Raw genomic sequence first — 13,268 nt, forward strand, 5'->3', positions numbered from 1 at the left:
CATATGAAGAAGACCCCGATCGGCTGACCAGCCGGCCGGGGTCTTCTTTTTCCGTGATGACCGGCACTTCCTAGTATTCTCATTCGCAGGGCCTTCCACGCGGTGGAAATCCGGCCGGTCATTCTCGAAAGGAATGTTGCTCGATGTCCACACCCACGAAGAAGCCAGGCACCGCCGCAGGAAAGCGGTCCAGGATCTATTGGGGCGTCCCCGCGGCGCTTGTGGTACTGGTGCTGCTGGTACTGGCAGCACGGTGGCTCATCGGGCTGCCTGCGGTCGCATCCTTCGTGGCGGACTATCCCGGCCATTCCGAACTTCCGGCCGCTGCGCCGGAAGGTTTTCCGGCGTGGCTGGCGTGGCAGCATTTCCTCAACGGCTTTTTCCTGCTGCTGATCATCCGCACCGGCTGGCAGGTGCGCACCACCACCCGGCCCAGCGGCCACTGGACCAGGAACAACAAGGGTCTGATCAAGACGCGGAATGCGCCCACCAAGATCACCCTGGAGTTGTGGTTCCACCTGACGCTCGACGCCCTGTGGATCCTCAACGGTGTGGTCTTCGCCGTCCTGCTCTTCGCCACCGGACAGTGGATGCGGATCGTGCCCACCAGCTGGGACGTTTTCCCCAACGCGCTGTCCGCCGCGCTGCAGTACGCCGCACTGAACTGGCCCACGGAAAACGGCTGGATCAACTACAACGCCCTGCAGCTGCTGGCTTACTTCACCACAGTGTTCATTGCCGCGCCGCTGGCGTTCATCACGGGCCTGCGGATGTCTTCGGCCTGGCCCCGTAAGGCTCCCGCGCTGAACAAGGCGTTCCCCATCGAGTGGGCCCGGGCCGTGCACTTCCCCGTCATGATCTACTTTGTCGCGTTCATCGTGGTCCACGTGTTCCTGGTCCTGGCCACCGGTGCATTGCGGAACCTGAACCATATGTATGCCGTAAGCGACGGCGAGGGATGGCTTGGGTTCTGGCTGTTCCTGGTGTCCGTCGCGGTAATGGTGGCTGCGTGGTTCCTGGCCCGCCCGCTGTTCCTGCGGCCCATCGCGTCCCTTATGGGCAAAGTCAGCCGCTGAGGTCCTGCGGGCCTGAATCAGGCCCGCCCACCTGCCCGCGGCTCAGGCGTCCTTGAGCTTCTGGAAGGCCGCCAGCGCCCGTTCCCGGGACTCCGGCAGTTCCACCAGGGGTGCCGGGTAGCCGGGAGCGTCGGCGGTCCACGGCTCATGGACTGCTTTGCCTTCCACCCCGGCAAGTTCAGGGATGAACTCGCGCAGGTAGTTTCCGGCGGCGTCGAACTTCTTGCTCTGCGTGACGGGGTTGAAAATCCGGTAGTACGGTGATGCATCCGCTCCGGAACCGGCCACCCACTGCCAGTTCGCCGGGTTGCTGGCCGCGTCGGCGTCCACCAGGGTGTCCCAGAACCACTGCTCACCAATCCGCCAGTCGGCCAGCAGGTTCTTGACCAGGAACGAGGCAGCGGCCATCCTGACCCGGTTATGCATCCAGCCGGTCTGCCACAGCTGCCGCATCCCGGCGTCCACAAAGGGGTAGCCGGTGTGCCCCTGCTGCCAGGCGGCGAGCTCCTTTTTGCCCAGCGACTCCCACTCAAACCTGTCGAACTCCGGGCGGTAGTTGCGGGTGGCCAGCTCCGGGTTGGTGTAGAGCAGGTGCCAGCAGAACTCCCGCCAGCCGAGTTCGGAACGGAAGATCCCGACGTCGGCCGGTATCCGGTGCGGGAACCGGCGCCGGATCTCGCGCCAGACGCGGAACGGGCTGACCTCGCCGAAGCGGAGATGCGGCGACAACCGGCTGGTCCCTTCGGTCCCCGGGATGTTCCGGCCGGTACCGTAATCATCGGCCGGGCCGGACAGGAAGTCGGTGAGCCGTTGTGCGGCGCCGTCCTCGCCAGGCGTCCAGGTGGCTGCAAGCCCGCCGCTCCAGTCAGGGGCGTGGGGGAGCAGGTTCCAGCTGCCCAGCGCGTCGCTCGCCGGCACCCCCCGCCCGGACGCCGCCGAAGCGGGCAGTTCAGCGGGTGGGTCCAGGGGGTCCCGTACGTCGTGGGCGGCGAGGCACGCCCGCCAGAATGGTGTGTAGACCCTGTAGGGGCCACCCGCTCCGGTCCGGACCGTCCAGGGCTCGAAGAGGAGGTTCGCCTGGAAGCTGGTGGCTTCGATGCCTGCCTCCTCGGCCCAGGACTTCAGCTCGGCGTCAATGGTACGTTCCGGCAGGCCGTAGCGGCGGTTCCAGAAGAGATGACCTGCCCCGGTCTGGCTGGCCAGCGTCCGGATGATGTCGCCGGCGGGGCCGCGGCGCAGCACCAACCGTGAGCCCTTCTCCTCAAGGTGCGTGGCCAGGGCGGCCAGCGAGTGGTGCAGCCACCAGCGTGCTGCGCCGCCCAGCGGCCGGATTCCTTCCGATTCCTCGTCCAGGACGTAGACCACTGTCAGGGGCAGGCCCAGCCTGGCGGCTTCGGTCAGCGCGGGGTTGTCGTCCAGGCGGAGGTCATCACGCAGCCAGACGAGGGAGGTCTTTTCAGTTGCAGCCATCCCACCACGCTACACAAGCCGGACGCGGCTGAGGCCGGGGCTGACAGCCCCGGCCTCTCCGGTTTGGTTCAGGATGGTCGGTGCAGGGCCTACAGCTTGTCGAAGTCTGCTTCGTCGACAGTGTTGGCGGAGTGAGCGGAACCGGCAGCGCCGATGGCGGGCTTGGCGCCGCCGGACTTAAGGGCAGCCAGGCGGGCTTCGATTTCAACCTGCTCGCCGAGGTCCTCAAGCTGGTTGAACTGGGCGTCCAGGCTGGATTCCGTCAGCTCCTGCTGGCCACGGACCTTGGCTTCTTCGCGGCGGATCTTTTCCTCGAACCGGCCAACCTCGCTGGTGGGGTCCATGAAGTCGATGCTCTTGATCGCGTCGTGGACCTGGGACTGTGCCGCGGCGGTCTTGGACCGTGCCACCAGCTCGTTGCGCTTGCTGGTGAGCTCGTTCAGCTTGCCCTTCATCTGGTCCAGGCCTGTCTTGAGCTTGGCCACGACTTCCTGCTGGGACGAGATGCTGGGCTCGGCGCCCTTCGCTTCACTTTCGGCCGCCATCTGCCGCTGGAGGGCAACCTTTGCCAGGTTGTCGAACTTCTCGGCGTCGGCTGGATTCCCGCCGGAGCGGTACTCGTCGGCCTTCCGCGACGCGGCCAGGGCCTTGTTGCCCCAGTCGCGGGCGTTCTTGACGTCTTCGTTGTAGTCGTCCTCGAGCATGCGAAGGTTGCCGATGGTCTGCGCTACGGCGGACTCAGCCTCGGCAATGTTGTTGGTGTAGTCCCGGACCATCTGGTCCAGCATTTTCTGCGGATCCTCAGCGTTGTCCAGCAAGGAGTTGACGTTTGCCTTTGCCAGCTGCGCGATACGGCCGAAAATGGACTGCTTAACCATGGTGATACCTTTCGTCCTGCTCTGTGATGGCCACTGGGGTCGTGGCCAGTGGTGTACTGCCGTGCGCCGGCCGGGTCGTTCCGGCCGGCACCTCTGTTGGGGTGAATGGGAATCTAGAAGCTACCCGAGTCGCCGCCGCCGAAATCTCCGCCGCCGCCGCCAAAGTCTCCGCCGCCGAAGCCGCCGCCACCGCCGTCGCTGTGGCCGCCGCCCCAACCGCCGCCACCGCCGCCGCCGTTGAGGATGGAGTTGATCAGGATCCCGCCCAGGATGGCGCCGCCCAGGCCGCCACCCCCGCCGCCGCCACCGAACATACCGCCACGGCCGTAGCCCTGGTTGGCGTAGCCGTCGAACTGGTTGACGTCCGACTGTGCCAGCTGGGCTGCCTGCGCTGCGAGGGCGTGCGCCTGCTGGGCGTATGTCAATGCCGTGACCGGGTCGGTCCGTGAGATGGAGAGCGCGTAATCCAGGTTGCGCTGCGATTCGGCCAACCGGGTCCGGGCTTCGGTTCCAACGCCGCCGCGCCGCGCCGTGATGTAGTCGGACGTAGCACTGATCTGGGCCTGCGCCGACATGATGCTTTGCTGCAGGGAGGCCTGCGCGCGCCGGGCCTGGTCCTGCTGGTCCCGGATGCCCGTCAGTGATTGGTCAAGGGACTGGTGGGCCGTCTCAACCCGCTGCAGCGTTGCAATGGGGTCGATTTTTCCGCCCTGAATTTCGGCTTTTACCTGTGCCAGTGCAGCTTCGACAGCCGCCACCGGCCCGGCCAGCTCAGGGTGTGCACCGGACTGGATGATGGCCCGGGCCTGGGCAAGGTCCTGTGAGGTGTCCACCACGGCCGCTTCGAGGCCGTTGTGGGCGTCGTCCAGGCTGGCGGAGACCCGCGAAATGGCATCGATCAGGACATTTGTCTGGTGCAGGCTTTCCTCGGCCGCACGGACGGCTACCGCCGCCATGCTGCTTTCGCCCTCCGCCAGTTTCTGGCCGGCTGTAGCGGTGGCGTTCTGGACAAACGCCAGGCGCTCCTTGGCCTGCAGGATGTTGTCCGACACCTGGGTCAGTGCGGAGTCTGCGTATTTGGACCGCAGCAGGGTCAGCGACTGCTCGGCGCTGGCGATCTTCGCATCCGCCTCGGCTGCGCCGGCATTGACGGCTGCCACGGCCTGCGGAGCATTCTTTTCGAACTCGCGCAGCGAATCGAAATCTGCCTTCTGTTCCTGGAGGGAGCTCAACGCGGCTTCTGAGCGCCGGATGATCTCGCCCAGCCAGGTGCGCTGCTGCTCCTCAGTGTCAGGGATGTGGTCATCGAGCTGCTGCTGGAGCTTGAAGGACTCGCTCATGTGGGCCTTGGCTTCGTCCAGGGCCTTGGTGAAGTTGCCCACGGCGTTGTCGCCGTACTGGGCCTGTGCGAACCCGAGCTCCTGCTCGCTGGTTTTAATGTTGTCGTCAGCTTCGATCAGCAGGGATCCGCTCTTGCGGCGGAGTTCCTCCACGGTGAGTCCTGCAAGCGGGTCGAGATCGGCGCCCTGCGGACCGTAATTTCCGGTCGAAGCCTGTCCTGCAGTCTTCTTGCGCCGGTTGCGCAGGTACAGGAAAGTACCGGCACCACCCGCGGCAACTACGCCTGCGCCCACGAGTACAGCGGTACCTGCGCCGTTCCCGGAGGACACAGTCCCGGATCCACCACCTGCGGCGTTGCCTATCGCTGAAGCCGTGTCGATGGCAGCCTGGGCATAGTCTTTCTTACCGCCGGCGAGATTGGCCGTGACGGCGTTCTGGGTGATGTTCCCTTGTTCGGCCCGGATGGGGCTCGAGGAATTCGTGGCGAAATTAAACTTTCCATCCACGGTAGCGATGGCCAGGATTGCATCGGCCCGGCCCATCCCCTTCTGCGTGGCAACCGCCTGGGTCCACTCGCTGGGGTTGGTCGGATTCTCGAAAGAATCCACCGTCACCACATACAGGTTGTACTTGTGGTCCTTGAGGAGATCCTGAATGGCTTTCTGGACGTCGCCTTCCCGCGACCCCAGGACCTTGGCATTGTCCACGATGTTGGTTCCCGAGGGAATCGTCACCGGATCCTCAGCCCAGGCCGCCCCGGCCGGAAGCGCCAGCAGACCGGCAAGGCCGATCACGGCGAGTGTACGTTTGATCTTTGACCGCATGTGCAACCCTTCAGCACGCCTGACACCGATTCGGGACGAATCAGTCGTCTCAGAATCCAGCAGCGCCCCCACGCTCGTGTGAAGCCGCAGGTCGCTGTGGCAATTCATCTTGATTCTATGGTGCACCGCGAAGCCCGTCCATGACGGCAAATATGCCACCAGCGAAACGGGGAACCAAGGTGGAACTTCGCCGTCGCCGGAACCTTCAGCAAGCTCACAGCAAACATCCGAGCTTGATCCAGCATCGCAGTCCATAGTTAATGCAGACGAGGATTGAAAGGAAGTCCCATGACTGAGAACCAAACCCCCGGACCGGCCCCCGAGGACCCCCGCGGCAACCGCGGAAACCCGTGGCAGCAGGACTCCACGCAGTCCGGCGGAACCCCCGCGGAGGCTCGGCATGAGGACGGCGGCGCCCCCGGCCAGGACCAGACCCAGGAGATCCCCCGGAACCAGACCCAGGAGATCCCCGGTGCACCCCGCCCGGTGTACCCGCAGCACCAGCCGTTCTACGGCCAGCAGCAGCACCAGCCGAACCCGCAGTACGGCGGGCACCAGCAGCACCAAGCCAACCACTACGGCGCGCACGCGGCCGCTGGGGGAGTGGCCACGGCCCCGAACCCCAAGGACGCCCCGCGGCGCAAGGCCGCGTTCGGCGTCGGCACCCTGGTGGCCAGCATCCTGGCCGCCGGGCTGGTGGGTGGCGGTGTTGCCACTGTTGGCTCCAGCGAGCTTTTTGGCAACGGCGGCTCAACCTCCACGGCCAGCAGCAACAGCCAGCCCGGAACCGTGATCGTCAACAACCAGGAAAAGGTCAATGCCATCACCGCCGCGGCGGTGAAGGCATCACCCAGCGTGGTGACCATCAGTGCCGCCAGCGGAAGCGCCGGCGGCACGGGCTCCGGCATCGTCCTGGACGACCAGGGCCACATCCTCACCAACACCCACGTGGTCACCCTCGATGGGCAGAGCGCCAACGCCACCCTTGAGGTCCGCACCAGCGATGGCCGGGTCCTCACGGCCAAGCTCGTGGGCACCGACCCGTTGTCCGACCTTGCGGTGATCCAGGTGGACGCCGGTTCCGGCCTCACCCCGGCCACCCTGGGCGACTCGGGCAAGCTGAACGTGGGCGACACCGCCATCGCCATCGGCTCCCCCCTCGGCCTGACCGGCACGGTCACGGACGGCATCGTCTCCACCCTGAACCGGACCATCAGTGTGGCGTCCTCGGCGGCCCCTGAAGAGGGCGACACCACCCAGGGCGAAGACGGGGGCTTCCAGTTCGCGCCTCCGGGTGGCGGCCAGAGCCAGCAGACCGCGGACAAGGGCTCCATCGCCATCAATGTCATCCAGACGGACGCAGCGATCAACCCCGGCAACTCCGGCGGCGCGCTGGTGAACACCAGCGGCGAGATCATCGGTGTCAACGTGGCGATTGCGTCCGCAGGCTCTGATTCCTCCTCGACCACGGGCGGAAACATCGGTGTCGGCTTCAGTATCCCCATCAACCACGCCAAGCGCGTGGCGCAGGAGATCATCGACACGGGCAAGGCTTCCCACGGCCAGCTGGGAGTCAGCGTCAAGGCAAAGTCGGCGAGCGGGTCCACCACCAGCTCCTCCGGTTTCTCCGTCGGGGCTGACGTCGCCACCGTTGAATCCGACTCCGCCGCCGGCAAGGCCGGCATCAAGGTGGGCGACGTCATCACCAAGTTCAACGACCTCGCCATCGGCGAACCCAACCAGCTGACCGCCGCGGTCCGCGAACAGGCCGCCAACGCCAAAGTGAAAATCACGGTGCTGCGCAACGGTTCAGAACAGACGTTCGACGTCACGCTTGGTGAGGCCGCCAGCTGACCCGGCCCGGCAAACGCAGGAAACCACGACGGCGGGGTTCCCACGAAGGTGGGGGCGCCGCCGTCGTTCGTTGGGAAATTTTCCCGTAACGGCACCGGCTCCGCGTAACGCAAGAAGGAAAGCCTGTCCTTCTATATGGTTAGCTAGGAGCTACCCGGATGCCGGGCATTCCGCGGCCATGACCTTATCCGGCTGGCTGCCCATACGCACGGAAGGCTGCTGTCACTACAGTGGAAGATACATTGAAGATCATTGTCCTGGTCAAGCATGTACCGGACGCCCAGTTCGACCGTCACCTCACCGGGGCCGGCCACACCACGGACCGGGACGAAAGCATCCTGTCCGAGCTGGATGAATACGCCCTCGAAGCGGCCCTGCAGCTTGCCGAGGCACGCGGCGGCAGCAAAGCCGGAAACCAGGTCATCGCCCTGAGCATGGGCCCGGCCGCCGCTGTCAACGCGGTCAAGAAGTCCCTCCAGATCGGCGCCACCGAAGGCGTCCACCTCACGGACACCGCGCTGGCCGGCTCCGACGCAGCCGCCACCTCCCTGGCGCTCGCCGCAGCTGTACGGCACCTTGGCTCCGATGGGGCCGTCGACCTGGTCATCACGGGCATGGCATCGACCGACGGCGAGACCTCCCTGGTGCCTGCGCAGCTCGCCGAGCGGCTTGGCCTGCCCCAGGTCACCTTCGCGTCGTCGCTGGAGGTTTCAGGCGGACGCCTGACGGCCCGCCGGGACGCCGACACGTCCTCTGAGACGGTGGAGGCACTGCTGCCTGCCGTTGTCTCGGTGACGGACCAGATCAACGAGCCGCGGTACCCCAATTTCAAGGGCATCATCGCCGCCAAGCGCAAAAACATCACCACCTTGTCCCTCGCCGACATCGGTGTGGACGCCTCGCAGGTGGGCCACGCAGGGTCCTGGACCACAGTGGCCAGCGCCGAGGAACGCCCGCCGCGGACAGCCGGCACCATCATCACCGACGAAGGCGACGCCGGCATCAAGCTGGTTGACTTCCTGGCCGCCCAGAAGCTGCTCTAAGAGGGATCACGAACATGGCAAAAGTACTTGTATTCATCGACAACCCCGGCGCTTCGCTCAAAAAGAGCAGCCTTGAGCTCCTGACACTGGCGCGCACCCTGGGTGAGAGCACAGTCGCCGTCAACGGGGACGTGTCCGACGCCGTTGCCGCCACCTTCGCCGAATACGGCGTAGGCACCGTCTTCCACCCGTCAGCCCGGGACCTCAACGATTTCCTGGTGGCCCCCAAGGCCGCGTACCTGTCCGCCGCCGTTGAAAGCGCCGGCGCAGGCATTGTGCTGCTCGACAACTCACCGGAGGGCAAGGAAATTGCCGCCCGCCTGGGCGTCCGCCTCAGTGCCGGTGTGATCACGGACGCTGTTGCCGTGGAAGCTGACGGAACGGCCCACAAGTCAGTCCTGGCCGGCTCCTACACCACCGCCTGCAAGGCCAGCACCCCGGTGTCGGTAGTGACCGTCAAGGCCAACAACGTGGTCCCCGAGGCTGCGGCGGCGCCCAGCAGTCCTGAGGCAGTCACGATCGAGGTCCCGGCGGACAGCACAGCGGCTGCAGCACGGATCACCGCCCGTGAGCAGAAGGCCGCCAGCGGCCGGCCGGACCTCACCGATGCCCGGATCGTGGTGGCGGGTGGCCGCGGCCTGGACGGCGACTTCGGTCCCGTGGAAGCCCTGGCCGATGTGCTGGGTGCTGCCGTGGGCGCCTCCCGGGCAGCTACCGACGCCGGCTGGATCAGCCATGATGCGCAGGTGGGACAGACCGGCAAGACCGTGTCCCCGCAGCTGTACATCTCCGCCGGCATCTCGGGGGCCATCCAGCAGAAGGCCGGCATGCAGACCGCCAAGGTCATTGTTGCCATCAACAAGGACTCCGAGTCCCCGGTCTTCGAGATTGCGGACTTCGGCATCATCGGGGACGTCTTCGACGTCCTGCCCCAGGCCACCGAAGAGATCAAGAAGCGTAAGGGCTGATGCAGTGAGTTTTTCCCCGCGCCAGGGACAGAGCCCGTTCAATCCGGAAAAGCACCGGATTGAGCGGGTGCTCTGTTTTGCGGCCCATCCTGATGACATCGACTTCGGCGCGGCAGGCACCATCGCCGGTTGGACGGCGGCGGGAGTGCAGGTCAGCTATTGCATCATGACCGACGGCGACGCCGGCGGCTTTGATCCTGCGCACCGGGCGGACATCATCGCCCTGCGGGACGCGGAGCAGCGCCGCGCGGCGGGTCTGGTGGGTGTCGCGGACATCCACTACCTGCACCAGCGGGACGGTTATCTTGAACCCTCGCACGGGGTGATGAAGGAAGTGGTGCGGCTGATCCGGGAGATCAGGCCCGACGTCGTACTGGCCATGCACCCGGAACGCAACTGGGACCGGATCCAGAAGAGCCACCCTGACCACCTGGCGGTGGGGGAGGCGGTGACCCGTGCGGTGTATCCCGCCGTGGAAAACCCGTTCGCGTACCCGGAACTGGCGGAAGCCGGGCTGGACGCCTACAAACTGCCGTGGCTGTGGCTTTATGCTGGTCCTGCCGACAGGGAAAACCACTTTGTTGACGTCACGGAGCAGGTGGATGCCAAGCTCGCGGCGATCCATGTCCATGTCAGCCAGCATCCGGATGTGCAGGCGATGGAGGCTGCAGTTCGCGGGGGTATGCAGGGCAATGCTGCCCGCGGTGGACTGCCGCAGGGCCGCAGCGCCGAAGCCTTCCATGTTGTGGCAGTCAACGGTCCCGGGACCATCGCCGGTTTCTGACCGCCCCGGATACGGCAAGCGCCCCGCCTGTCTCTTCCTTGGAAAAGGCAGGCGGGGCGCTTATGGTTCTACTGCGGTTCAGGCTCCCAGGGGAGCGGCAGCCACCGTGGGCAAGGTGGGGGACGTGGATCCACCCACCGGCTCCACCGTGATGCCCAGGCTGGCGGCGGAGGAAATTCCGCGGACCACAGCGGGCTTGGATAGGGCTTCGGCATCCATCAGGCCCTGGGATACCGGCGCGGAGCCATCCTTGGGGATCAGCCACATCTGGTAGACCTTGCCGGCCGGGGGTGCCGGAACGTCCTTCATCTTGACCACTGCAGCGTCCTGGGCAGACGAAATCTGCAGGGTTGCCGTTCCGCCGCCGCTTACGTCGACGGAGGCTACCCGCAAGTCGCTGGCCCGGACCACCTGGTTGAGCGGATCGTTCTGGTCCGCGAGGTATGCACCCACACCCACGCCGCCCAGGGCGATGGCTGCCGCGGCAGCCACACCCACAAACCAGCGGCGTGCGCCGGAGGGCTTACGGTCAGTTCTGCGTTGCCGGGCCCGGGCCAGTTCGTCGACGGGTGCAGGAGCCGGCGCTGCTGATTCAGTGACCGCCTCCGTGACCGGTGGCACGGCTGGCGCCTGCTCCGTTGTGGTGCTCTGGACAGGCAGCTGCGCCATGATGCGGTCAAAGAGGTCAGCCGGGGGCTCCTCTTCGGCTTTGAAGGTCATGGCCAGCGTTTCGCGGGATTGGCGGACACGTTCCAGGAAGGCGGTTCGCTCGGCCGGGGGTGCGGCCGAAAGGTAGTCTTCGATGAGCTCGCGTTCGGGATCCGTGACGGCGTCCAGGGCATACAGTTCAGCGAGGTCCACGGCACGCCCGGATGCGAGGTCCGCGGCAACGGTGTCGCCGAAGGACCCTGAGCGGCTGGTGCGTCCATCGTTCATGTCTGTCATCTCAACTCACCCCCAAACAGGTCTTTAGTCGGATCAGTCCGTCGCGGATGCGGGACTTGATGGTGGGAACCGCCGCGTTGAGGCGCTCTGCGACTTCCCGGTAGGTCAGGCCGCCGTAGTAGGCCAGGCGGACGGATTCCTGCTGCGTTTCCGTCAGCGTTTCCAAACACCTGACAACTGCTTCGGCCTCAAGCCGGCTGCCCACTTCATCTGAGACGCTGTCGTGGGCAATGTCCTGGCTGCTGGCTCCGTATTTGGCTTCCCTGTCAGTGGATGACTGCGAGGACCGTACCTTGTCCACTGCGCGGCGGTGCGAAATGGTCATCAGCCAGGAGAGCGGGCTCCCGGCCTGCGGATCAAATTTGGAGGCGTTCTGCCACACCTGAAGGAACACTTCCTGCGTGGTGTCCTCGCTGAGTTCCGGGTCGATCAGGACCCGGCGGGCCATGCCGAAGACCCGGCGCGAGGTGAGCTGGTAAAACTCCGCAAAGGCCGGTTGGCTGCCCTGGGCAATGCCGGCAAGCAGCACGGCGAGGCGGCGGCTTAGATCAGCCGGCGAATCTGTCACCGCTGCCGGGGCCTCGGTATTTGGCGCGTTGGGAGTTTCCATTACTTCCAAGCATAAGTCTCCGGGCGGTGAAACCTGCGCACCGCAGCCCGGCTGCCGGGCCCTGGTCCTGGAACCTGCGTCTAGAAGTGTCACCTGCCGCTCCTCATGTGCCGTGGAATGTTCTCAGGTGTAATTCGGCGCTGCAGGTCAGGCGGATGGGCGGGGCACGGTAATTGTTTCAATCCGCCGGGGGGACGTGGCCCGGGGCGTCATGGCCGCACCAGGCTGCTCAGATTCGGGCGCCGGCGAAACCGTTTTGCCGCCAGGCTTCGTAGACGGCGATCGAGGCTGCATTTGCGAGGTTGAGCGAGCGCAGGGCGGGGAGCATGGGCAGCCGGACAGTGGCGGTCACGTGCGGATCTGATTTCAGCGCCGCGGGCAGCCCCACGGACTCCTGCCCGAACATCAGGACGTCCCCGGGCTGGTAGGCGATGTCGGTGTAGCTGGCCGTTCCATCCGAGGTGAACGCGTAGACGCGCTCCGGCTCAAGGTGTTGCCACGCTGCGTTGATGTCCGGGTGGACCGTCACCACTGCAAGGTCGTGGTAATCCAGTCCGGCGCGGCGGAGTTTGGCGTCGGAAAAGTCGAACCCGAGCGGTTCCACCAGGTGCAGCTCGGCGCCGGTGATGGCGGCCAGCCTGATGGCGTTGCCGGTATTGCCGGGGATTTCGGGGGAGTGGAAGAGGATGCGGAACACGGATCAATCCTAGCCAAGGCTCAGTGCATGCCGCGCAGCAGCCTGGCGAGCACTGACACGTTGACGGTGTTTGGCGCCGGCCCCGAGGCCAGGAACTCCTTGAGGCCCCGGACCATTCCCGCGGCGTTGACGATCTGCACGCTGTCCAAACCGCCTGCGGAGCGGCGATGGTGGTCGATGACTGGTTCGTGCAGGTTGCCCCCGGGGCTGTGGACCACCGTCCATCCGGTCACGTTGAGTTCGGGGAAGATGTCCTGCATGGTCCGCACCACGTGGCCCAGCTGCGGCGGGGCAATGGAGCGCCCGCCGTGGTTCAGTGTCTGGCCGTCCCAGGCGTAAGCGCCCTTGGGCAGCAGCATGGAACCGATCAGGGCCAGCCGGTAGCCGGAGAAAAGGACATGGTCGATGTGGCTGTTGTCGGCAGGGGACTGCAGGCCGTTGATGAGCCGGGCCGCCGGAATGGCAGGCAGGACCTGGCGGCTCAGCAGCTGGACTGTGCGCATCTCCCGCTGGATCCGGGCTTCCGCGCCGAAGATCCCGCGCTTGCGGGGCATGCCGTGGACCTGTTGGCTGGCTTCCGTCAGGGAGAGCAGCGGAACGCCGTTGCCCGCACCGAACGGCGGGACGTAGACGGGCGGGTCACCGGCCGTATTCCTGGCGGTGGCAGGCCGGTGGACAGTGGCCGAGGCCCGGCTGCCTGCAGGCGGCGCATCAAAATGCGCTTCGGAGCTCCCGGTGTCAGTCCCGGTGGTTCCGGCCGCATAGGAACGGTCGTAGG

The 13,268-nt window shown here is 65.9% G+C and carries 12 protein-coding genes; 5 read left to right on the forward strand and 7 right to left on the reverse strand.

The features are described 5' to 3' along the window. Positions 1–143: 143 nt before the first annotated feature. Positions 144–1,076, forward strand: a complete 933-nt coding sequence (locus tag ASF72_RS05560) for a cytochrome b/b6 domain-containing protein (protein ID WP_050687885.1) — start codon at positions 144–146, stop codon at positions 1,074–1,076. Positions 1,077–1,118: 42 nt separating this feature from the next. Here the strand turns inward: ASF72_RS05560 and ASF72_RS05565 are convergent, their stop codons facing one another. The 3 genes from ASF72_RS05565 to ASF72_RS05575 form a co-directional block, all read right to left on the reverse strand. Beyond that, entirely contained in the window at positions 1,119–2,546 is a 1,428-nt protein-coding gene (locus ASF72_RS05565) for a cryptochrome/photolyase family protein (RefSeq protein WP_056597142.1), read from the reverse strand. A gap of 89 nt (positions 2,547–2,635) precedes the next feature. Beyond that, on the reverse strand, positions 2,636–3,424 hold the full coding sequence (locus ASF72_RS05570) for a PspA/IM30 family protein (protein ID WP_050687883.1): 789 nt from the start codon (positions 3,422–3,424) through the stop codon (positions 2,636–2,638). Positions 3,425–3,537: 113 nt separating this feature from the next. After that, positions 3,538–5,589, reverse strand: coding sequence for a TPM domain-containing protein (locus tag ASF72_RS05575; protein ID WP_200933620.1), 2,052 nt, complete (start codon positions 5,587–5,589; stop codon positions 3,538–3,540). A 288-nt stretch (positions 5,590–5,877) separates the two neighbouring features. On the opposite strand from ASF72_RS05575, the gene ASF72_RS05580 reads away from it, so the two are divergent. The 4 genes from ASF72_RS05580 (at position 5,878) to ASF72_RS05595 (ending at position 10,238) form a co-directional block, all read left to right on the forward strand. Continuing rightward, positions 5,878–7,443 (forward strand): S1C family serine protease, encoded by a 1,566-nt coding sequence (locus ASF72_RS05580; protein ID WP_056597144.1) that lies wholly within the window; start codon positions 5,878–5,880, stop codon positions 7,441–7,443. A gap of 242 nt (positions 7,444–7,685) precedes the next feature. After that, positions 7,686–8,486 carry an electron transfer flavoprotein subunit beta/FixA family protein gene (locus ASF72_RS05585; protein ID WP_056597146.1) on the forward strand — a complete coding sequence of 267 codons (801 nt, stop codon included), beginning with the start codon at positions 7,686–7,688 and terminating at the stop codon, positions 8,484–8,486. Positions 8,487–8,500: 14 nt separating this feature from the next. After that, positions 8,501–9,454 (forward strand): electron transfer flavoprotein subunit alpha/FixB family protein, encoded by a 954-nt coding sequence (locus ASF72_RS05590; protein ID WP_056597148.1) that lies wholly within the window; start codon positions 8,501–8,503, stop codon positions 9,452–9,454. A 4-nt stretch (positions 9,455–9,458) separates the two neighbouring features. Next, complete coding sequence (locus tag ASF72_RS05595; protein WP_050687878.1) at positions 9,459–10,238, forward strand: PIG-L deacetylase family protein; 780 nt, start codon at positions 9,459–9,461, stop codon at positions 10,236–10,238. A 78-nt stretch (positions 10,239–10,316) separates the two neighbouring features. Here ASF72_RS05595 and ASF72_RS05600 read toward each other — a convergent pair whose 3' ends face one another. From ASF72_RS05600 to ASF72_RS05615, 4 genes are all read right to left on the reverse strand, one after another. Continuing rightward, on the reverse strand, positions 10,317–11,174 hold the full coding sequence (locus ASF72_RS05600) for an anti-sigma factor (RefSeq protein ID WP_157370897.1): 858 nt from the start codon (positions 11,172–11,174) through the stop codon (positions 10,317–10,319). Positions 11,175–11,184: 10 nt separating this feature from the next. Continuing rightward, a complete protein-coding gene (locus ASF72_RS05605) occupies positions 11,185–11,793 on the reverse strand; it encodes a sigma-70 family RNA polymerase sigma factor (protein ID WP_050687876.1) in 609 nt (202 codons plus the stop codon). A gap of 229 nt (positions 11,794–12,022) precedes the next feature. Then, complete coding sequence (locus ASF72_RS05610) at positions 12,023–12,490, reverse strand: tRNA (cytidine(34)-2'-O)-methyltransferase (protein WP_050687875.1); 468 nt, start codon at positions 12,488–12,490, stop codon at positions 12,023–12,025. 20 nt (positions 12,491–12,510) lie between these two features. Further along, on the reverse strand, positions 12,511–13,268 hold a 758-nt coding region (locus tag ASF72_RS05615; protein WP_235504657.1), incomplete at its 5' end, for a molecular chaperone DnaJ.

This window comes from Arthrobacter sp. Leaf141, assembly GCF_001424565.1.
In the GTDB taxonomy this organism is placed as follows: Bacteria; Actinomycetota; Actinomycetes; order Actinomycetales; family Micrococcaceae; genus Arthrobacter.